Below are 19,768 nucleotides of genomic sequence, written 5' to 3'. Positions count from 1 at the left end.
TCAGCGCAGCGCCACCTTCGGGAAGTCCACCGGCACGTCAAAGGCCACGTTGACGTAGTTGGTGAACAGATTGAGCGCTACGTGGGCCAGGATCTCCACAATCTGCTCGTCATCGAAACCAGCCGCGCGCAGCGCCTGCACGTCAGCGTCGGCAATCTGCGCACGCTGCTCGACCACCTTCAGCGCGAAGTCCAGGGCAGCGGCGGTGGCCGGATCGCTGGACTGGCCGATCTGCGCAGCGGCCATCTGTTCGCCACTGGCGCCGGCCTTGCGCCCCAGCGCCGTGTGCGCGGCCAGGCAGTATTCGCACGCATTGCGGTTGGCGATGGCCACCGCGATCTGTTCACCCAGCAGCGGCGACAGACGGCCGCCACCGAGCGCGCCAAATGCGCCCCACATGCTCTGCAGCGCGGCGGGCGAGTTGGCTACGGCACGGAACATCGCCGGTGTCGCGCCGAAGGCGGCGTGGACCTGGCCCAGCAGGGCCTGGCGTTCGGGCGTGGTCGAGGTCGGATCGATCAGGGGAATGCGGGACATGGGAGTACTCCTTGCGATAGCGCCCGGGATTGGACGATGGGCGCATCGTAGGTAGACTCTCCGGACGAATAGAGCATTTATCTCCAGACATGTTGTCCATTCATCCATGACCACCCTCCCGCCTCCGGCCCGGCCATCCGACGACGTGCCCGACCGGCTGTCGACCCTGCTCGAACGGTTCCGGGTACAGGCAGCGCTGTTCCATTCCGGCCCGTTGTGCGGACGGCACGTGTTCGAACCGCAGCCGGGGCGTGCCTTCCTGCACATCCTGCGCAAGGGCGAGATGGAGGTGCATCACCCGGACGCGGACTGCATCACGCGCCAGTTGAAGGTCACCGCGCCCAGCTTGCTGCTGTACCCGCGGCCCCTGCGGCATGTGTTCCTCAACGCGCCGCTGGACGGTCCTGATTTCACCTGCGCCACGCTCGATTTCGACGGCGGTGCACGCAATCCGGTCGTCCAGTCGCTGCCGCCGGTGATGGTGGTGCCGCTGTCGGCCATCGGTGAACTGGACGGCACCCTGCACCTGCTGTTCACGGAAGCCGACCGCCAGCGCTGCGGGTCGCGCCTGCTCACCAACCGGCTGTTCGAGGTTGCCCTGATCCAGGTACTGCGCTGGGTGATCGATCATCCCGATGCGGCGGGGGTAAGCCACGGGTTGATGCGCGGGCTGTCCGATGCGCGCCTGGCACGCACGCTGGTGGCCCTGCACCAGTCGCCGCAGCAGGCCTGGACCCTGCCGAAGATGGCGGCCATCGCCGGCCTGTCGCGCAGCGCGTTCGCGGCGGTGTTCAAGGACGTGATGCAGACCACACCGGCCAGCTACCTGCTGGACTGGCGCCTTAGCCTGGCCTGCACCCAGCTGCGCGCGGGGGCAGCGGCCAAGCAGGTGGCGACCGAGGTCGGCTTTGCCGATACCGCGTCATTGTCCAAGGCGTTCCGCAAGCGCCTGGGGCTCTCGCCCCGCGCGTGGCTGGCGACGCTGTAGCCCGCGGCTAGTCCTTAGGGGACTGCCCAGGAGAGAGCAACCCGCCGATCCGCTCGGTCAACTGTGCGCGCACCTTCTCGTCCAGCTGGCCTTCGTACATCGCCTCGTAGATCCACAGGCCGTCGGCAGCCAGCCGCGCCACGAAATTGTCCAGCGCCGCAGGGTCGTCGCTGCCGGCGGCCGGTGGAGAAGGTGCCCAGCGCTGCACTACCGGCGCCCACGGCCGGTCGCTGGGGAACTCAGGGTCCACCGAGTCCAGCATGAACATCAGCTCGGCACGGGTGGCACTCTGCGCCGAAACCCGCACGAACGTCTGGTAGCGCTCCAGCGCAGTGGCCTCGCCGGCCGACTTGCCCAGCAGCGCCTCCATCGATGCTTCCCAGCTCTGCACCAGGTGCTCGTCGATGCCGCGCAGCAACGCCTCGCGCGACGGGAAGTGGTACAGCAGGCCACCACGGGTCAACTGCGCCTCGGCAGCCACCGATTCAAAGGTGACCGCACGCACGCCGTCGCGGTTGATCACGCTGACGGCGGCGTCGAGGATGCGCTCGCGCTTGCTGGTTCTCATTGCCGCTATTTTACGCGATCGCCAGCGCCGTCGCGGCCACCGGCACGCCCCCGCAGCAGGCGCGCGATGATCACCGCGCCGGCCGCCAGCACAGCGCTGATCACCAGCAGCACGATCTGGTAACCGCGATCGTAGGCCGCGGCTGCCAGTGCGAACCACTCACGCTGCCCCGTCTCGCGCGCCAGGTGCAATGCCTGGGTGAACCCCTCGCGCGCGGCCGCGGGAATACCCGCCGACTCCGGCAGGAACGCGCCGTACATCGCAGCGCTCAGGCTGCCCAGCAGCGCGACCGCCAGCAGGCCACCGAACTCGTAGGACACCTCCTCCACCGATGAGGCCATGCCCGCACGATGCGGCGGTACGTTGTTGAGGATGGCAGTGGACGCTACCGAGATCGCAGCACCCATGCCGAAGCCGGTGATCGCCATGCCGGCCACCACCCAGCCCAGCCCATGCGGGAAGCCCAGCGCCACCACGCCCACACCGACCGCACCGGCCGCAAGGCCGCCGCAGATCAGCGGGCGCAGGCCAACGCGATGCAGCACGCTGCCGCCCAGCAACGCGCTGGGCAGGCTGCCCAGCGCCGCCACCGATACCAGCAGGCCCGCCTGCAATGGGCTGAGGCCGGCCACCAGCTGGAAACGCTGGGTGGTGAGCAGCTGCAGCCCGGCCATCGCAAACAGGGTGAACACTGCCGACAGCGTGCCTGCAAGGAACGCCGGGTTACGGAAGATGGCGAAATCCAGCAGCGGATAGGGCAACTGCTGCTGACGGCGGCTGAAGGCGAAGCCGGCGATGACCGCCAGCAGCAGCGAGACCGCGCCGACACCGTACGAGGGCGGCGTAGCGATCAGCGACTTGATCGCCAGCACCAGCCCGGACAGCGCGGCCAGTGCCAGCAACGAGGACAGCAGGTCCCACGGCCGCGTGCTGTCGCGCTGCCCTTCCGGCGCCAGCACCAGGGTCGCGATGAAGGCGACCACCACCACCGGCACGTTGATCAGGAATACCGAGCCCCACCAGAAGTGCTGCAGCAGCCAGCCACCGATGATCGGCCCCAGTGCCGCACCGACGATGGCCACCGAACCCCAGATCGCGATGGCGATGTTGCGCTCGCGCGCTTCATGGAAGCTGAGCCCGATCAAGGCCAGCGTGGCCGGCATCATCGCCGCCGCACCCACGGCGAGGAAGGCACGCGCTGCAATCAGCTGCGCGGCAGTCGCAGAGAACGCGGCCGCCAACGAGGCGATGCCGAACACCACCAGGCCGATCAGGAACATCCGGCGGTGGCCGATGCGGTCACCCAGGGTGCCCGCACCCAGCAGCAGGCCGGCCATCACCAGTGGATAGGCGTTGATGATCCACAGCGCCTGCCCGGCACTGGCCGAGAGCTCCTCGGTCAGGGTCGGCAGCGCCGTGTACAGCACCGAGTTGTCCAACGTGACCAGCAGCAGGCCGGCGGCGACGGTGAACAGCAGCGACCAGCGTCGGGCGCGCGACAGGGACGGAGCACCGTCCAAGGGCTGGGAGAGAGCCATGGGAACCTGGATGGGAAGGGGTACGCTCATAACTATACAGGACGTCCTGTATAGTTATAGATCTTCCAGGGAACGTTATTCAGCTTCCGGGAGGCGCAACGCCCGCTGCGACAAGGCTTGTGCCTACCTGCACTCCGCCGGCAATGCAGCGACCGCCCGCACGACCGGGTCCTGCATGGCCTGGCCCACCGCAGCATCCAGTTCGCCACGCAGATGGCCGTGCTGCCGCTGCATCACGTCTTCGCACAGCGCACGCACCCGCGCACGGGCGTTGCTGCGCAGCGTGCTGCAGCGCCAATCCACCCCTCCCAGCGGCAGCACCGAATACACCACGCTGTTGCAGGCGTTGCCGGCGCGCTCTGGCAGCGGGCGCCCACCGAAGTCACGCGGCGCACTGCTGCGCTGCGGGTCGAAGTAGCTGTCCGGGAAGGTGCGTGCGTACTGTTCGATATCCACCTCGATCCTGCCGCCATCGCCTGCAGGCAAGCTCAGGGGCTGCCCGCAGCCAGTGGCATCGGCGCGGTGCTGGATGTACTGGTAGATCGGCCGGTCCAGGCTCGCATCCTGCGTGGTCACGGCGCTCACCGCCGCCAGCACCGGCAGCGATGCACGGTTGGCCATGCGTGCCAGCACTCCCGCCTGCGTCGGTTCACAGCGGTCGCGCAGCGTCGCCACCAGCAGGAACAGCAGGTCATCACGAAAGGCGTTGTCGGCAGCCAGGTGATGTTCGATGCGTGCCTGCGCTTCCGCCGCCGGTGCTGGAAATGCCACTGCCGGTGGCAAAGGCGCGTGCGTTGCGTTCCACAGCAGCGCCACGCCGGTCCCTGCCAGCAGCAGCACCACCATCAGCAGCGCGACGCTGCGGGCGCGGAGCCTGGTCATCGGGTGATCGCTGAAAGCGTCGCCGCGGCTGCGTCATAGGACGCGCTGGCGATATCCGCCTCGAAATGCTTCACCTGCAGGCGCCCTGACAGCCGGTAGGGATCCCACAACGCGCCCATCGTAATCGGGGTGGCCAATGTCACATGGATGATCTGGTTCGGCGGTGGCGGCGGTACGTGGATGCACGCGCCATAGAACGGCACGAACAGCAGTTCGTCCACCTGCCCCGCGTCGTTCATCGCCAGCGGCACCACGTAGCCATCCAGGTCCAGCGTCCGTCCATCCACGCCATCGACCACCGCCGACGAGCCGAACTGCTGCGCGCGAAGAGGGCTGGAATGATCGATGGCCTGCCCGGGCAGCGAGCCCGAACCGGTGTCGTCAATCAAGCCGCCTACCCCATCCATGCCGTTGCCACGCGGCAGCCCGATCTGCGGCGGTGGACGCTGGAAGCTGTCCTCCCCGGGCATCAGCGCGTCCCAGCGGTCGATCACTGCGGCTTTCGCCGCTGGCGGAGCGGCAGCAGCATCGTCCCGTGGTCGCGGTACCTCCACGGCGGGCCGGCCACAACCCGCCAACAGAACGCCAGCAAGCACACCGGCACACACCTTCGCGCTACGGTTCATAAGGCCTCAATTCGGCGTCGGCCATGCTGTAGGCCGAGCCGGCAAGATCATCGTCCACCCGCTCGGCACGCAGCACGCCGGCAAGGAAGAACGGCGAGTACATGTCGGGCATGGCGATCGGCTGCGGCAGCACCACGTGCACGATCTGGTTCGGTGGCGGCGGTGGCACGTGGATGCACGCGCCGTAGTACGGCACGAACAGGAATTCGAGCAGTCGACCGTCTGCCGCATTGGCCAAGGGCACGACATAGCCCGGCAACCGCACCGCGCGATCCAGTACCGCGTCCACGGTACGGAAGGTACCGAACTGGGCCATGCGCCGGTTGCCGCTGTGCTGCACCTCCGGCCCCTCACCGCGCTCCAGTGCGGCCAGTTCATCGCCCGGCAGCATCTGCAACCAGTCCAGCTCCTGCTCGCTTTCGGTGCGGGCACTGTTTTTCACCGGCGACGGCGGCAGTGCCTGCACACCGGTATCGGTCGGCCGCGCGCAGGCGACCAGCAGCATTGCCGCAGCCAGCAGCAACCCGCGGACGCCCGTGCTCATGACCCAGGCGCCAGGCCATCGGCCAGGGTGCGCCGGTAGGCCAGCAGCGCAGGCAGCAGGCCTGCGACCGCGCTGATCAGCAGCACGCCGCCCACCCAGGCCAGTTCGCGCGCGTCCGGCCAGACGTGGGTGATCGACAGACCGAAATTGGCCAGCGCCCAGCTGCGCCCCACCACGCTGGCGCAGGTCAGCACGGCCAGCGCCAGCGCGCAGGCCATCGCTGCGGTGGCCACGGCTTCAACCACCAGCAGGCAGGCGACATAGGCCGGACGCGCACCGGTAGCGCGCAGCACCGCCATCTCGCGACGCCGCTCCTGCAGCGTAGATACCAGCAGCGCCATCAGCGAAACCATGCCCAGCAGCACCACCATCGCACTGATCAACTGCAGCGCGCGCTCGGCGGTGCCCAGCGACTGCCACAGCTGCTGCAGGGTCACGCCGGGCAGGATCGCCTGCAGCGCTTCGTCGGGATACTCGTTGATGCTGCGCTGCACGCCGAAGGTGGCGATGCGCGAGTTCAGGCCGAGCATGAAGGCGGTGATGCTGGTCGGGGTCAGGTCGAGCTGGCGTGCCTGTTCGGCGCTGACATGCTGGCTGCGAAGCTGCACGCCGGAGCGCCAGTCGACATGGATCGCCTCGATCGCCGGCAGTGACACCAGCACGGAAGAATCCACCGGCGTGCCGGTCCGCTGCAGGATGCCGACCACACGGAACGGCTTGTCCGCATGCGTGGCCAGCGTCACCGCACCGGTGCCATGGGCGAGCACGATGTCAGCGCCCACGCCGATGTGCGCCGCCTGCGCCACTTCAGCACCAACCACCGCGTCATACAGGTCGTCGAACGGCTTGCCCTGTGCGAACGCCAGCGGATGCCCTGCGCCATGCCGGTAATGTTCGAAGTAGCCGGCGGTGGTGCCGATCACCCGATAGCCACGCCAGGAGTCACCCAATGACAGCGGCACTGCCCATTTCACCTGCGGCAGCGCGGACAGTTCCTGGTAGGACTGCCAGGACACGTTGTTGGTCGGGTCGCCGATATGGAACACCGAGTACAGCAGCAGGTTCACCGGCCCCGAGCGCGCGCCGACGATCAGGTCCGTGCCCGAGACGGTGCTGGCAAAGCCCTCGTGGGCCTGCGTGCGGATGCGCTCCACCCCCAGCAGCAGGACCACGCTCAGAGTGATGACCAGCACGGTCAGGCTCACGCTCAGGGCGCGGCTGCGCAGGCTGGCCCAGGCCAACTCAAACATGTACACCCCCTGCCCGGTTCAGATCACCCAGCGACAGCACCTGGTCGAACAACGGCTGCAGGCGGTCATCGTGGCTGACCACCAGCGCGGTGGTGCCGGCGGCGCGGCACTGCGCGGACATCAGCTGCAGGAAGGCCGTGGCCGCGTCGGGGTCCAGCGCCGAAGTCGGTTCGTCGGCCAGCAGTACTGCTGGGCGGCCGATCAAGGCACGGGCAGCGGCAACGCGCTGCTGCTGGCCAACGCTGAGCGTGCCCGCCGCACGCGACATCAGTGCCGGGTCCAGCTGCAGCGCGCGCAGCAGGCGGGCGATCTCGGCATCCAGCCCACCTTCGATGCGCGCATTGCGCAACGGCGAGAAGCGCACGCCAAGGGCGATGTTGTTGCGTACGCTCAGGAAAGGCAGCAGGTTGAACTGCTGGAAGATCACGCCCAGATGGTCGGCGCGGAAACGATCGCGCGCGGCGGCACCGAGCGTGTTCACCGCGTGGCCGGCGACACGGATACTGCCGCGACCCGGCAGCAGGATGCCTGCCAGCAGGCCCAGCAGCGTGCTCTTGCCCGAGCCGCTGGTGCCGCGCAGCAGCACGCTGCTGCCCGCGCTCACCTGCAGCTGTGCGATGTCCAGCACTGCTCGGTCGGCGTAGCCGAACTGCACGCCCTGCAGGTCGATGATGGCGGCCTCGTTCATGGCGCCAGCGGCACCCGCAGGCTGTCGGCGGTCACCACGCTGCGGCCTTGCCCGGTCGACGTCGCGGTATTGACGATCACCTCATGCAGACCTGGAAACAGCGTCGGCAGCGGCAATGCCAGCCCACGCAGCGCCGCCGGGTTGGCGCAGTGGTAGCGCAGTGCTGCGGTGAATCCGGCGTGCGTATGCTGGCCGGGCTGCGTTGCCACCGCCACTGGCGCAAAGCCCTCCGCAGTCGCCTCGGCATGGTCCAGCCGGCACTGCGCAGCGCCCGGCAGCGTGACCCAGCTGCCGCTCTGCAGGATCGACCGCGCCCGCGCCAACGCGGCCTGTTCGCGGCTGTCGGCAGGTGGTCGTTCGAAATCGAGGATGCCGATCCCCGGCGCACGCAGTGCCAGCTCCAGCGTTCCCTGGTCCACGGCCAGATCGACATCGGCCTGGCCATGGACATGCGCATCGTGATGGCGCGCGTCGTGGGCGTTCGCAGAATGGGCAGCAAACAGCAGCAGAAGGACGGCAGAACGTTTCATGGGGCGACTCCGTATTGTTACTATGTAACATTATGGACCACATCCCGACTTCGCCCGCAAGGGCCCGCGCCCAGCCGCCAGCTTCGGCACGCTGGCATCCCCGCTTCGATCTGGCAGGCGCCTGGCTTTCGCTGGCCTGTGCCGCGCATTGCGTGGCCCTGCCCCTGCTGCTGGCCTTCACGCCCGCGGCGATGATGGCGCTGCGCTCGTTCCAGCACCCTGGCCACGCGGCGATGACCGCGCTGCTGGTGACCTCACGCTGGGAATGGCTGTTCGCGCTGCTGGCCTCGACGATCGCCGTGCTCAGCACCGCCGCCGGCCGGCGCCGCCATCAGCGGGCACTGCCGCTGTGCGTGGCCCTTGCAGGCGCGATCCTGCTGCTGTCCGCCTCGCTGTACCTGCCGTTGAAGGAATCGCTGCTCTGGCATGGCGCTGCCACCGCCTGCGGAGGGGTGATGCTGACCGTCGCACATCTGCGCAACCGGCGGGCCCTGCGGTCCGCCGGCTGATGCTCCTTCAGAACCGGTAGCCGACCTCGGCACCGACAATGCGCGGGCTGTCCACTGGACCGTAGTAGTTGCCATCGCGGCCGAAGGCCAGGTTGTCGAAGATCAGGCCGTTGATGCGCCGCTTGTCGGTCAGGTTCTGCACGAACACGCGGGTGCTCCACGGGCCCCGCTCGTAACCCAGCTGCACGCCCAGCACCGCCACGGCCGGCTGGAACGCGCGGTTGCGCTCGTCCAGCGCGCTGGAACCGGTGAACTGCGATTCCACCCGGGCATAGATGCCGGACTCGAACTGATACCGCGCGGCCAGGTAGCCGGTGTAGTGCGGCGTCAGCTTGACCCGCTTGCCGTGCAGGTTCTCCTGCGGGCTCACCCACAGCTTGGTGTACGTCGCATCGACATAGCCGACATTGGCCATCACCGTGAACCCTGGCGCAACTTCAAACACCCCTTCCAGCTCTGCACCACGCGACCGTATCGAGGCATCCGAGCCCACGTAGTCGGAGGAGATCGGCCGGCCATTGGCATCGGTGGCCACCTGGATTTCCTGCCAGTTGTCCGAGCTGATATGGAACAGGGCGCCGCCGATATGGCCGCGGCCGCCCGCCAGGTTCATCTTGAAACCCACTTCATGGCTCCACATGCGTTCGGATTCGTAGCGCAGCACCTTGTCGTTGATCACATCGCTCTGCGCGGCGGCCAGGTTGAAGCCACCGGGGATGTAGCCCTTGGCCGAGGCCGCATAGAACGACAGATTGTCGCTGGCGTCGTAGCGCAGCGAGACGCGCGGCAACGTCGCCGAGAACGTATGTGCCAGGGCGGCGTCGCGGTAGCGCACCAGCCCTCCGGCGCCGAGGTCGAGGAATCCAGCCCGCTGCTCGGTGGAGCGACGTGCCTGCTCGTGGCGGATGCCGAGGCTGGCGGTCAGCTTCGGCAACGCCGGCAGCGTGTAGCTGGCGGTGGCGAACACACTGTAGTCCTCACCCTTGGAGGTCTGCCGCGGTGCCAGGTTGTAACTGTCCAGGCCGCGCAGCGCCGGGCCGACGAAGGTGCCCTGGATCGAATCCTTGTCGATGCGGTAGGTCGATACACCGGCCATCCAGGTCAGCGCCTGGTCGCTGGGCGAGCTGAAGCGCGCCTCGGCATTCCATGCATCCTTCCTGTCGTAGATGTAGCCGGCCAACGCGGAGCTGGCCGTCATGTCGAAATCATAGCCAGCCGAGGTGGTTTCCTCGCTGCGGTACGAGGCGGCAACATCCAGGGTGCCGGCCTGCAGTTGCCACTGCGCGCTGAGGCCGGCAACGGTCTCGTCCTTTTCGGTGCGCTTGGGCGCATCGTTGATGTAGGTGAAATCACCCGCATGGCGGCCACCGTTGAGGCGATCGCCATAGGTGCGGTTGTACAGGCCGGTATCCAGCGGCAGGTACTCGTACTCGAACATGCCCGGTGCGCGTGTTCGCAGGTGATAGGCCAAGGCGTTGACGGTCACGTAATCGCTGGGGCGCCAGCGCAGCTTGCCCTGCAGGTAGCCCTCTTTCACTTCGCCGCGCGCGCCGTACGGGGTCAGGTTCTTCAGGTGGGCATCCTCATCGGAGCCCATGAACGCCACCGAGCCCGACAGCGTGCCGTCCTTGCTCAGTGGGCCAGCCAGGAAGCCATCCAAGGCCGTACCGTTGCCGTTGCCGAACCAGGTGCCACGCACGTTCACCTCACCCTCGCGGGTATCGGCCGGCCCGCGCGTGCGCACCAGCACCAGCCCGGATTCGCTGTTGGCGCCGTACAGGGTGCCCTGCGGCCCCCGCAGCACCTCGACCGATTCCACCTGGTTGAGTACCGCGTTGCTCAGCTCGCGGAACGGAATGCCATCGATGTACACCGACGCACGGTTGACCAGGAAAGGATTGGATTCGATGCCGCGGATGGAAATGAACATGTTGCTCAGCTGGCCCATCACGTTGAACTTCACGTTGGGGGCCAGCTTGTCCAGGTCACGGAACTCGGTGACACCGGCTTCTTTCAGCGCCTGCCGGTCAAGCACGGTCACCGACAGGTCACTCTTCAGGTAGGGCGTGTCGCGCTTGGAGCCGGTGACCACCACGCCATCGAGGGTGGTGGCATCGGCGGACTGGGCGTGGGCGGGAAGAACAGGAACAAGCAACGACGCTGCGACGAGGGCAACGGAGGAAACGGGGGCTTTCAAGGGCAACCTCATAAGGAACGGAAACGCGCCTGGCGGGCCGGCTGGCGCAAACTGTTATCCTGTAACATTTCGCGTTCGCCGCCACTCCATCGCAGTCAGCGCTGCTCCATTCCTGGACCCGCCATGCCCGCCCTCGCCGACCAGTTGCACCGGGAAGTCGCCCAGCCCATGGCCGGAACCGTGACCAGCGAGGATGGCTCGGTCGTTCTGCTGCGCCACGGCTTCCAGGCCAGCGAAGGCCCCATGGGGAACCCGCACCAGCTGCGCCTGGGCCTGCTGCTGGCCGGTGGCGGCAACCTGTACCAACGCACCACTGGCGGGGTCCTGCAGGCACGGTGGCATCCGGGCCAGTTCAACGTGGTACTGCCGGGCGATCATGGACACTACGCCAGCCCTGCCGTGGAGCTGCTGGGAATGGCCATCGATACCGCGCAGTGGCGTGATGCGCCTGGGGGCTTCCCGGACATCCCCTCCCTTTCCCTGCGGCTGCATCGCGACACGGTCATCGCCTCCGTACTGCAGGCGCTATGGTCCAGCGCACAGGTTGACGCCTGCGTGCCCGGCTTCCTGCAGTACGGTGCAGAGGTAGTGGTGCGGCGATTGGCCCAGCTTGCCGGCCAACCACACGCCCGGCCGCCGATGGCCGCATCGCTGTCATCGCGGCAACTGCGCCAGCTGCAGGACTTCATCGATGAACACCGTTCGCAGCCGCTGGATGTCGCAGCACTGGCCGGCGTACTCGGCATGGAACCAACCACCTTCAGCCGCGCGCTGCGCGCCGCCACTGGCATGCCGCCGTATGCCTACCTGACCCAGCGCCGCATGCAGTGGGCGCAGCAGGCACTGCAGGGCGGCCTCAGCGTGACCGAGGTGGCCATGGCCTGCGGCTACGCCAATCCCAGCAAGTTCAGCGCCGCCTTCCGCCGCGTTGTCGGCACCCTCCCGTCAGCGTGGCTACCGTAGATCCACGCCATGCGTGGATGGGCCGCCGTGCGCGCGCTCCGTCTCGAACACACCCGCCACCCAATCGATGAATACCCGCAACCGTGGCGACGGCGTGCGGTTGCGCGGATAGACCAGGCTGACCGGGCTCGGCGTGGGTGGCATATCCGGCAACAGCTCCAGCAACCGCCCGCGCGCGATGTACGGGTCCATCCGATAACGCGGTGCCTGGATGATGCCCAGCCCGGCCAGCGCGGCACCGAGGAAGGCGTCGGCACCGGACACCCGCACGCGTGCCGGCAACGGCACATGGCGCACCTGGCCGCCGTGCTCGAACTCCAGCGGAATCAGCTGGCCGGTGGCGCTGGAACGGTAGCCGACCATCTGATGTCCCGCCGCCAGCGACGCGATGCTCTCCGGCTGCCCGTGCGCCTGCACGTAGGCAGGCGACGCCACCGTGACCTCGCGCAGCAACGCCAGGCGCCGCGCGGCCAGATCGCTGTCGGCCAGGGTGCCCACGCGGATGGCCGCATCCACGCCCTCGCGCAGCAGGTCGACATAGCGGTCGCCCTCGCTGACCTCCAGTTCGATGTCCGGGTAACGCTGCAGGAAATCCGGCAGGTGCGGGAACAGCAGGTGACGCCCCAGCGTTCCGTGCACTTCGATGCGCAGTGGCCCACGCGGTGGCACGTCACGGAACGCGGCTTCGGCATCGTCCATGTCCGCGATCAGGCGCAGGCAGCGGCCATAGAAGGCTTCCCCTTCCAGCGTCGGCACCACCACGCGCGTGGTCCGGTGCAGCAGGCGCACGCCCAGGCGCTGCTCCAATGCCTTGATCGCGTCGGTCACCGTGGCCCGCGGCAGCCCCAGGTCTTCGGCGGCCCGGCTGAAGCTGCGGCGCTCGACAATCCGCACGAAAGCACGCAGGGCGGTGAATCGGTCCATTGTTCGACTGGCCGGATGATGTTTCCGGATTATCCCTGATTATCCGCGACGGCGGAGAGACGAAGATGGCCCTGCGCCATGCCGGCGTGCCTTCCTGGAATGTGCCATGACCTCCCCCGCTTACCGTTCTGTCGCCCTGGTCACCGGCGGCTCCCGTGGCATCGGCGCTGCGATCTCGCGCCGCCTGGCCGCCGACGGCCACGCCGTGGTGATCAACTATGCCGGCCGCCGCGACGAGGCCGAAGCCCTGGCTGCCGAACTGAGCGCCCATGGCGGCCAGGCCGTGGCCCTGCAGGCCGATGTCGCCGACCCGCAAGCCGTGCATGCCCTGTTCGACGCGATCGAGGCGCGCTTCGGTGGCATCGATGTGGTGGTCAACAGTGCCGGCGTGCTGCAGTTGGCCGCACTGGCCGACAGCGATGATGCCCTGTTCGACCGCGTGATCGGCATCAACCTCAAGGGCGCATTCAACGTGCTGCGCGAGGCTGCACGCCGCGTGCGCGACGGTGGCCGCATCGTCACCCTGTCCACCAGCGTGGTGGGCATCAAGCTGGAAAACTACAGCGTGTATGCCGCCAGCAAGGCCGCGGCGGAGACGATGGGGGCGATCCTCAGCAAGGAGCTGCGTGGGCGTGGCATCACCGTGAACGCGGTGGCACCGGGGCCGACCGCCACCGATCTGTTCCTGGACGGGAAGTCGCCGGAGCTGATCGAGCGGCTGGCGAAGATGAATCCGTTGGAGCGGCTGGGTACGCCGGAAGACATTGCCGGCGCGGTAGCGTTCCTGGCCGGTGCCGATGGTGGCTGGATCAATGGCCAGGTGCTGCGCGCCAATGGTGGGATGGTGTAATGCATGATGACGGAGTGACTGCAATTCGCAGGCGCAGATCTTTTGCGCCAAATAAATGACAGTTCCGTACCACGACATTGCCAGATACGATTACTCGGGAGACTCAAACCAATGGAAGGTACTCGTGTCCTATCAGGATTGCAGAACAGCCCTAACAGAACTGATCGGCGATGAGCGCGTGCGGGTAGTAGCGCTGTCTGGACCGTGGGGGACCGGCAAGACCCACCTCTGGAAAGACGTGCAGAAGGAATTTTCGAAGAGCAGCGGAAAGCAGCCTGTTTCTGTTTCATTGTTCGGCGTCGCCAGCGTTCGCGAGCTTGGTCTTCGCATCGCGCAGAGTGTTCTTACCGGACAGGACACGCAGGAACTGCGGGAACGCGTTGCTGCGAGTTGGCGCTGGATGAAAGATGCCTTGAAGAGCGTTCACGCCGGCTTTGAAGTCCTCGATGAGTTGACCCACTTGGCAGTGCCGAAATTGCTGGAGGGACGCTTGCTTGTTCTCGATGATATTGAACGCAAGCACAGTGATCTGCATGTAGACGAGCTGCTCGGTTTCGTTGACAACTGCGCACGAGCGCTGGACTGCCGAATAGTCCTCATTCTCAACGCTGATCGCCTGGCCGACGAAGACGCCTGGCAGCAGTTCCGGGAAAAGGTCATCGACGAGGAGATCGCGCTGTCGATCACCCCCTCCGAAGCATTCATGACTGCGGCCAAGGCGAGTGAGGAGAAGGACGCGGAGAGTGCGGCGCGGCGTAGTAGGAAAAGTGGGGCCGAACCACTTGTCCTGCCACAGACCCTAGCACTACCAGCGACGGACCTGCTGACGCTTCGGCAGGCCATCGAGCACTGCGGAATCATCAATATCCGTGTCATCCATAAACTCACCAGGCTCACCGAGACGCTGCTCGGCCAACTGATGACCAAGGACCAGAAGCTACGAACGCGGATAGTAGGCTCCGCGGTTCTGCTGGGTGCAATCGATCTACGGGCGTTGCCGCATGGGCCCTCTACAGCTTATGTGCTGGCACATGGCCGGGCCATCGTTGGAGATGTCCATGAAGTCCCGCATTCCAATGCCCCAATGTGGAACTCCCTTCTCGACGCACTGGAAATCCATGCCGCCAGCGAGCTTGAAGAAGGAATCGCGTCTTACATCAGCAGCCGAACGCGCAACATGGATCCCTTGCGGAAGGCGCTGGATCATTACGCTGAAAACATGCGGCGATTGAACACTCTTGAGGATTCGGCCCGTCTCATTCGAGACTACCAGTGGTGTGTGGACGAGCCCGACAGTGCGTTCCTCAGCCGGCTGCAGAGCCTGAAACCCCACGTCCACCATCTTGATGCCGAAAATATCGACGGCTTGGTCAATCAGTTCAGGGCGCAACCGATCTTCAGCAATGTCGTGTCAGAGATTGCAAAGTCATGGATCAATCATTTCAAGAAGGAATGGAACACCTCCATGGATGGCCCGGTACCGCGTCCATTTACCATGCGCTGGCCCAAGGGCACCCTCAGCGACCCTGAAATCAACGAAGCAGTGGGCGAATATCAGCGCTGGTCCCAGTTCAACCACTCATTTCGCGAGCTCTGTAGAACGGCAGTACAAGGTGGACCTCTCGAAAGTCGTGACCACTACCTGTTGAACAATCTGAGCACCGAGCAAGTGCAGCGTGAACTCCAGGCTGCACAGGGCCAGGACCTCCAGTTGATGGTCACGGCCGGGATCATGTTCTGCCAGGAAAGCAGGTTCCTGTTGAGTGAGAAATACGGGTGGGTGGCCAGAAAGTTCGACCAAGCATGCGCAGGAATCATCAGCAGCGAACCATCCAGCCGACGCGGCAGGCTGTTGCAACAGCAGCGTGTGGAGGCTGGTCTGGCAGAAGTAGAATCAGAGACGGCATAGCACCGTCTGGACAGGATTTCGCGTCACTGGAGCGTCGCCGGCCCAGCCCGGCGACGTTTCCCCACCACACCCTAACGCCCGCGGCACCCGCCGTTCTCGCTTCGCTAGCCGGCGCTTCCCAAGCGTTACTGCCTCGTCATCGAATAGGGCTGCTGCGCGCCCTGCCCCGGCCAGTCCTTGTTCGGTTCGGCCTGCATGGTGAAGTGCAGCTCACCACCGGCCAGGATCTCATCGTGGCGCAGGAAGGTGCGCTGCAACGGCTTGCCGTTGAGGGTCACGCTGCCGACATAGGTGTGCTTGTCGTCCAGGCCTTCGGCCACGATGGTGAAGGTCTTTCCGTTCGGCAACCGCATTGCGGTCTTCGGCAGGAACGGCCGGCCGAGGATGTACTCGCCCGAGCCCGGCGCCACCGGGTAGAAACCCAGCGCGGTGAACACATACCACGCCGACATCTGGCCCACGTCATCGTTGCCAGCCAGGCCATCGGGGCGATCGGCGTACTGGGTGTCCATGATCTGCTTCAGGCGTGCCTGCGTGCGCCACGGCTGGCCGGCATACGAGTACAGGTAAGCCACGTGGTGGCTGGGTTCGTTGCCATGCGCATACCAGCCGATCAGGCCGGTGATGTCTTCCATGTGTTCGAAGATGGCCGGATCGACCTTGGCATTGAACACTTCATCCAGGCGCGCCAGCAGCTTGTCGCTGCCACCGTGCGCGGCGGCCAGACCAGCCACGTCCTGCGGCACGTACCACGAGTACTGCCAGGCATTGCCCTCGGTGTAGTCGGTGCCGTAGCCGCTGGCGCTGGGGTCGAACGGGGTGCGGAAGTTGCCATCGCGCTTGCGCGCACGCATGAAGCCGGTGTCCTTGTCGAAGGCATTGCGCCAGTTGCCGGCACGCTTGTCGAAGGTTGCCGCCACATCGGCCTTGCCCATCGCCTGCGCCATGCGCGCGATGGTCCAGTCGTCGAACGCGTATTCCAGCGTCTTGCTGGCGGCTTCGCCTTCTTCGTCGATCGGCACGTAGCCCAGCTCACGATACTGCGCGATGCCATCGTAAGGACCGTAGTTGGCGGTCTCCACCATCGCCTTCAGCGCCTTGTCCGCGTCGAAACCACGGATACCCTTCACGTAGGCATCGGCGATCACCGGCACCGCGTGGTAGCCGATCATGCACCAGTCTTCCAGGCCATGGAACGACCACACCGGCAACATGCCGTAAGGGCTGTGCTCATGATGGGCCAGCATGGAATTGACGAAATCGCTGTTGCGCTTCTCCGGCTGCACCAGGGTCAGCAGCGGGTGCAGGGCACGGTAGGTATCCCACAGCGAGAACGTCGAATAGTTCGTATAGCCCTTTGCCTGGTGCACGGCATTGTCGGCGCCGCGGTACTGGCCGTCGGCATCCATGAACAGCGTCGGCCCCAGCAGCGTGTGGTACAGCGCGGTGTAGGCGCTGCGACGTGCATGCTCCGGCGCGTCGATATCCAGCACCGACAACGCCTGCGTCCACTCCTGCTTTGCCTGCGCGCGCACGCGGTCGAAATCGAAGTCGGCCACTTCGGCATCCAGGTTGGCGATGGCGCCCGCCTCGCTGACCGGCGAGATCGCCACCTTCACCACCAGCGGCGCCTCCAGCTTGCCGAAGTCGAAGGTACCTACCAGCTGCCGCCCCTCGATCTGCGCGCGCTGCTTCGGGTCTTTCTCGCCCGGGGGCGCAAAGCCCTTGTAGACGATGTCCTGTTCGGTGTTGTGCAGTTCGTGGCTGGCCAGCGGCCGCGAGAAACGCATCGCAAAATACAGCTGGCGGCCAGCGGCCCAACCGCGGGTCTCGCGGAAACCGGTGATGGTGCCATCGCCACGCACGCGTACCCGCGACCACAGGATCTTGCCCGGGTAGTCATACATGCTGGTACGCATGTCCAGCAGCACCTTGGCGTCGGTGCCCTTCGGGAATGCGTAGCGATGCACGCCCACGCGGGCGCTGGTGGTCAGCTCGGCGCGCACCTTGTAGTCGTCCAGGGTGACCGCGTAGTAGCCCGGCTCGGCCTTCTCGTCGTCGTGGCGGAAGCGCGAGGCGTAACCACTCCTGGGCTTCTCGGGGTCGCCGCGCTCCAGGCCCGGGTTGCCGGTGAACGGCATCAGCAGGATGTCGCCCAGGTCTGAATGGCCGGTGCCGGAAAAATGCGTGTGCGAGAAGCCGACGATGCTGCTGTCGTCATAACGATAGCCCGCCGCCCAGCCATAGGCCTTCTCTCGCGGCTGGATGCGCGTGTCGGGGCTGAGCTGGACCATGCCGAACGGCACCGTGGCACCCGGGTAAGTGTGGCCTTCACCACCAGTACCAATGAACGGGTCGACCGAGGCATAGGCTTTGTCGGCGGCGGTCTTGGCCGGGGCAGCCGCAGCCAGGCCGGAGGCGAACATCGCCGTAGCGGCGACAGCGATCAGGAGACGACGGTCCAGCGTGGGCATCGGCATTTGGATCGATTCAGGTGGTGGTCAGATCCTAGCACCGGGGTGGCGGTGTCGCATGCTGCAGTGCGGATGCCGCCTTCAACCTGTGCCTCTGCAACCAATTGAATGGATCGGCGCTGGGATTGAATGGATGCTGCCAAGGCTGGCAGGCCCATTTCGATGCGAACGCGCCAGCGGTTGTCGAAATGCGCACTCCTGAAGAGAACTCAGCCCATAAATGGATACTTCGAGATGCAATCCCTATTGGAACAGACCGCCATTGCGTGTGCAGGATGTCCGCGCAGCGCGAACGCACGCTGCCGGGTGTGGAACCCCGAAATGAGCCTTGGGAGCTGCTTGCCGTGACTACGGCGGGCGGTGCGCGGCGGCCGCATGGCCCTCCGGCTTTTCCCAAAGCTCAGCCGAAGTTCCAACCCCGCACCGCCCGCCACCCTTGCGGTGGCCACATCCCCTCAAGGAGCCATCGCATGTCGCATGAACCGCCCATCCTGACCCCGGAAATGGAATCCCTGTTCTTCCGCATCGAGCACGCCCTGAGCACCGCCGAGGGCATGGCGATGATGATGATCGGCGAGAACGAACCGGAAGACCCACAGGCGCATCTGCGCCCGGGCTACAACCTGCAGAAGATCACGGTTGCGATGATGGCGCTGAGCCAGCATGGTCGGCGGTTGCTGCATGAACTGCGCGAGCAGCATGTGCGGGTGACGCTGCATTGACGCGTGTAGAGCCGAGCCCATGCTCGACTCTGGTGTGATCGAGCACTACGGTTGGTGATGGAGCAAGCCGAGCATGGGCTCGGCTCTACAGGAGCCGGTCAATCCGGCAGCGCGCTCTGCAGTGTGGCGAGATCTGCCGCATCCACCGGCCGCACCACGCGTGCCACTTCCATGCCGTCACGCAACAGGACCACCGTCGGCCACAGCTTCACCTGGTACGAGCGGCCCAGCGGTTTGCCCTTGCCATCTTCGATCTTCCAGTGCGGCAGATCATGCGCATCCACGAAGGCCTGCAGCGCCGGTTGCGCGGCCTGGCAATGGCCGCACCACGGCGCGCCGAATTCCAGCAGCAGCCAACCGGTCTGCGCATCCACCTCCGCGCGGGCCGGCTCGGCGGCTACATGATCACGCATGAAGGGCATGCGGTTACGCCTGCAGCGTGCGCTGGATGTCTTCCAGCGGCGCGTTGGTCAGATCCTTGGCGATATCGACCAGCAACCGCGCCTGCGTCTCTTTATGCAGCAACGGACGGATGCGGCCGAGCGTGGTGGGATCGGCGATCAGCACCAGATGCGCATAGCGGTTGTTGAGCGCGTCTTCGTTGAGCTGCTCGGCGACCTGCTTGGCGAAGGTCGCTTCGTTCAGCTGCGAGATCGACATATCCTTGGGCACCGCGCCCGACGGCCCCTGTCCGGACACACCCTGCTCGCTGATGTCCTGCAGGCGCAGCTCGCCTTCCTGCTTCAAGGTGAGCTTCTGCTCGCTGCCGACGTTGGTGAACACGCGGGCCGAGCCACCATCGGCGACGATAACCAGGGTGCCTTCGGGAATGCGACGGGTCATGCGTTACTCCTTGCGTTGGTTCGTAACCACCGTAAAAGGCGCGGCGTGAGCGAGGTGAGCACAACATGTTCATTCGATGTGCGTGGGTCATCTGCATGAACAGGCAAGATGGAACGCTGCGTTCGTACCAGCGCGATTCTCGGCACGCTCACACTGTAACCGTTATCATGAACCCATGATCGACACGACCCACTGCGCGTCAGCACTTGTTGCTGGCATGCGGGAA

At 65.9% G+C, this 19,768-nt stretch carries 20 protein-coding genes; 6 read left to right on the top strand and 14 right to left on the bottom strand.

What is annotated here, in order from left to right:
- A complete protein-coding gene (locus tag ACFX4F_RS02390) occupies window positions 1-537 on the bottom strand; it encodes a carboxymuconolactone decarboxylase family protein (protein WP_099818599.1) in 537 nt (178 codons plus the stop codon).
- A 106-nt stretch (window positions 538-643) separates the two neighbouring features.
- Between ACFX4F_RS02390 and ACFX4F_RS02385 the strand changes: the two genes are divergently transcribed.
- Window positions 644-1,525 (top strand): AraC family transcriptional regulator, encoded by an 882-nt coding sequence (locus tag ACFX4F_RS02385; protein ID WP_099818600.1) that lies wholly within the window; start codon window positions 644-646, stop codon window positions 1,523-1,525.
- Window positions 1,526-1,532: 7 nt separating this feature from the next.
- Here ACFX4F_RS02385 and ACFX4F_RS02380 read toward each other — a convergent pair whose 3' ends face one another.
- The 8 genes from ACFX4F_RS02380 to ACFX4F_RS02345 all read right to left on the bottom strand — a co-directional run bounded on the left by ACFX4F_RS02380 (window position 1,533) and on the right by ACFX4F_RS02345 (window position 8,151).
- Window positions 1,533-2,093, bottom strand: a complete 561-nt coding sequence (locus ACFX4F_RS02380; RefSeq protein WP_099818601.1) for a TetR/AcrR family transcriptional regulator — start codon at window positions 2,091-2,093, stop codon at window positions 1,533-1,535.
- A gap of 5 nt (window positions 2,094-2,098) precedes the next feature.
- The gene (locus tag ACFX4F_RS02375) at window positions 2,099-3,631 is read right to left on the bottom strand and encodes an MFS transporter (protein WP_380651839.1); all 1,533 of its coding nucleotides are present in this window, start codon (window positions 3,629-3,631) and stop codon (window positions 2,099-2,101) included.
- A 123-nt stretch (window positions 3,632-3,754) separates the two neighbouring features.
- The gene (locus tag ACFX4F_RS02370; RefSeq protein WP_380652254.1) at window positions 3,755-4,477 is read right to left on the bottom strand and encodes a hypothetical protein; all 723 of its coding nucleotides are present in this window, start codon (window positions 4,475-4,477) and stop codon (window positions 3,755-3,757) included.
- Between the two features lie 32 nt (window positions 4,478-4,509).
- On the bottom strand, window positions 4,510-5,139 hold the full coding sequence (locus ACFX4F_RS02365) for a DUF3299 domain-containing protein (RefSeq protein WP_380651836.1): 630 nt from the start codon (window positions 5,137-5,139) through the stop codon (window positions 4,510-4,512).
- Window positions 5,129-5,683 (bottom strand): DUF3299 domain-containing protein, encoded by a 555-nt coding sequence (locus ACFX4F_RS02360; protein ID WP_380651833.1) that lies wholly within the window; start codon window positions 5,681-5,683, stop codon window positions 5,129-5,131. Before ACFX4F_RS02360 ends, ACFX4F_RS02365 begins: the two co-directional genes overlap by 11 nt.
- A complete protein-coding gene (locus ACFX4F_RS02355) occupies window positions 5,680-6,933 on the bottom strand; it encodes an ABC transporter permease (protein ID WP_380651830.1) in 1,254 nt (417 codons plus the stop codon). Before ACFX4F_RS02355 ends, ACFX4F_RS02360 begins: the two co-directional genes overlap by 4 nt.
- The gene (locus tag ACFX4F_RS02350; protein ID WP_380651827.1) at window positions 6,926-7,621 is read right to left on the bottom strand and encodes an ATP-binding cassette domain-containing protein; all 696 of its coding nucleotides are present in this window, start codon (window positions 7,619-7,621) and stop codon (window positions 6,926-6,928) included. Before ACFX4F_RS02350 ends, ACFX4F_RS02355 begins: the two co-directional genes overlap by 8 nt.
- Window positions 7,618-8,151, bottom strand: a complete 534-nt coding sequence (locus ACFX4F_RS02345) for a DUF2796 domain-containing protein (protein WP_380651824.1) — start codon at window positions 8,149-8,151, stop codon at window positions 7,618-7,620. The genes ACFX4F_RS02350 and ACFX4F_RS02345 overlap by 4 nt, the downstream gene beginning before the upstream one ends.
- A gap of 32 nt (window positions 8,152-8,183) precedes the next feature.
- On the opposite strand from ACFX4F_RS02345, the gene ACFX4F_RS02340 reads away from it, so the two are divergent.
- The gene (locus ACFX4F_RS02340) at window positions 8,184-8,660 is read left to right on the top strand and encodes a MerC domain-containing protein (protein WP_380651821.1); all 477 of its coding nucleotides are present in this window, start codon (window positions 8,184-8,186) and stop codon (window positions 8,658-8,660) included.
- Between the two features lie 7 nt (window positions 8,661-8,667).
- On the opposite strand, the gene ACFX4F_RS02335 is transcribed toward ACFX4F_RS02340, so the two are convergent.
- Window positions 8,668-10,857 (bottom strand): TonB-dependent receptor, encoded by a 2,190-nt coding sequence (locus ACFX4F_RS02335; RefSeq protein WP_380651818.1) that lies wholly within the window; start codon window positions 10,855-10,857, stop codon window positions 8,668-8,670.
- A gap of 123 nt (window positions 10,858-10,980) precedes the next feature.
- On the opposite strand from ACFX4F_RS02335, the gene ACFX4F_RS02330 reads away from it, so the two are divergent.
- Complete coding sequence (locus ACFX4F_RS02330) at window positions 10,981-11,820, top strand: helix-turn-helix transcriptional regulator (RefSeq protein ID WP_380651815.1); 840 nt, start codon at window positions 10,981-10,983, stop codon at window positions 11,818-11,820.
- Here the strand turns inward: ACFX4F_RS02330 and ACFX4F_RS02325 are convergent.
- Window positions 11,812-12,744: a LysR family transcriptional regulator gene (locus tag ACFX4F_RS02325; RefSeq protein WP_380651812.1), complete on the bottom strand. Its 933-nt coding sequence runs from the start codon at window positions 12,742-12,744 to the stop codon at window positions 11,812-11,814. The two genes, ACFX4F_RS02330 and ACFX4F_RS02325, sit on opposite strands and share 9 nt — an antisense overlap.
- Before the next feature lie 106 nt (window positions 12,745-12,850).
- On the opposite strand from ACFX4F_RS02325, the gene ACFX4F_RS02320 reads away from it, so the two are divergent.
- Window positions 12,851-13,594 (top strand): SDR family oxidoreductase, encoded by a 744-nt coding sequence (locus ACFX4F_RS02320; protein ID WP_380651809.1) that lies wholly within the window; start codon window positions 12,851-12,853, stop codon window positions 13,592-13,594.
- Window positions 13,595-13,718: 124 nt separating this feature from the next.
- Window positions 13,719-15,503, top strand: a complete 1,785-nt coding sequence (locus tag ACFX4F_RS02315; protein ID WP_380651806.1) for a hypothetical protein — start codon at window positions 13,719-13,721, stop codon at window positions 15,501-15,503.
- Window positions 15,504-15,628: 125 nt separating this feature from the next.
- Here the strand turns inward: ACFX4F_RS02315 and ACFX4F_RS02310 are convergent, their stop codons facing one another.
- Window positions 15,629-17,983 carry a GH92 family glycosyl hydrolase gene (locus ACFX4F_RS02310; RefSeq protein ID WP_380651803.1) on the bottom strand — a complete coding sequence of 785 codons (2,355 nt, stop codon included), beginning with the start codon at window positions 17,981-17,983 and terminating at the stop codon, window positions 15,629-15,631.
- Window positions 17,984-18,447: 464 nt separating this feature from the next.
- Here ACFX4F_RS02310 and ACFX4F_RS02305 point away from each other — a divergent pair, with 464 nt between their 5' ends.
- Window positions 18,448-18,699, top strand: coding sequence for a hypothetical protein (locus ACFX4F_RS02305; RefSeq protein WP_380651800.1), 252 nt, complete (start codon window positions 18,448-18,450; stop codon window positions 18,697-18,699).
- A gap of 98 nt (window positions 18,700-18,797) precedes the next feature.
- Here the strand turns inward: ACFX4F_RS02305 and ACFX4F_RS02300 are convergent, their stop codons facing one another.
- Both ACFX4F_RS02300 and ACFX4F_RS02295 read right to left on the bottom strand, forming a co-directional pair.
- Window positions 18,798-19,121 (bottom strand): thioredoxin family protein, encoded by a 324-nt coding sequence (locus ACFX4F_RS02300; RefSeq protein ID WP_380651797.1) that lies wholly within the window; start codon window positions 19,119-19,121, stop codon window positions 18,798-18,800.
- Between the two features lie 4 nt (window positions 19,122-19,125).
- Window positions 19,126-19,542 carry a host attachment protein gene (locus ACFX4F_RS02295; RefSeq protein ID WP_089235798.1) on the bottom strand — a complete coding sequence of 139 codons (417 nt, stop codon included), beginning with the start codon at window positions 19,540-19,542 and terminating at the stop codon, window positions 19,126-19,128.
- Window positions 19,543-19,768 lie beyond the last annotated feature (226 nt).

It is taken from the genome of Stenotrophomonas sp. YIM B13575 (genome assembly GCF_042787595.1).
In the GTDB taxonomy this organism is placed as follows: Bacteria; Pseudomonadota; Gammaproteobacteria; order Xanthomonadales; family Xanthomonadaceae; genus Stenotrophomonas; species Stenotrophomonas lactitubi_B.
The sequence above is the reverse complement of the archived record's forward strand: the minus strand, read 5'-3'. Positions and strand labels throughout refer to the sequence as shown.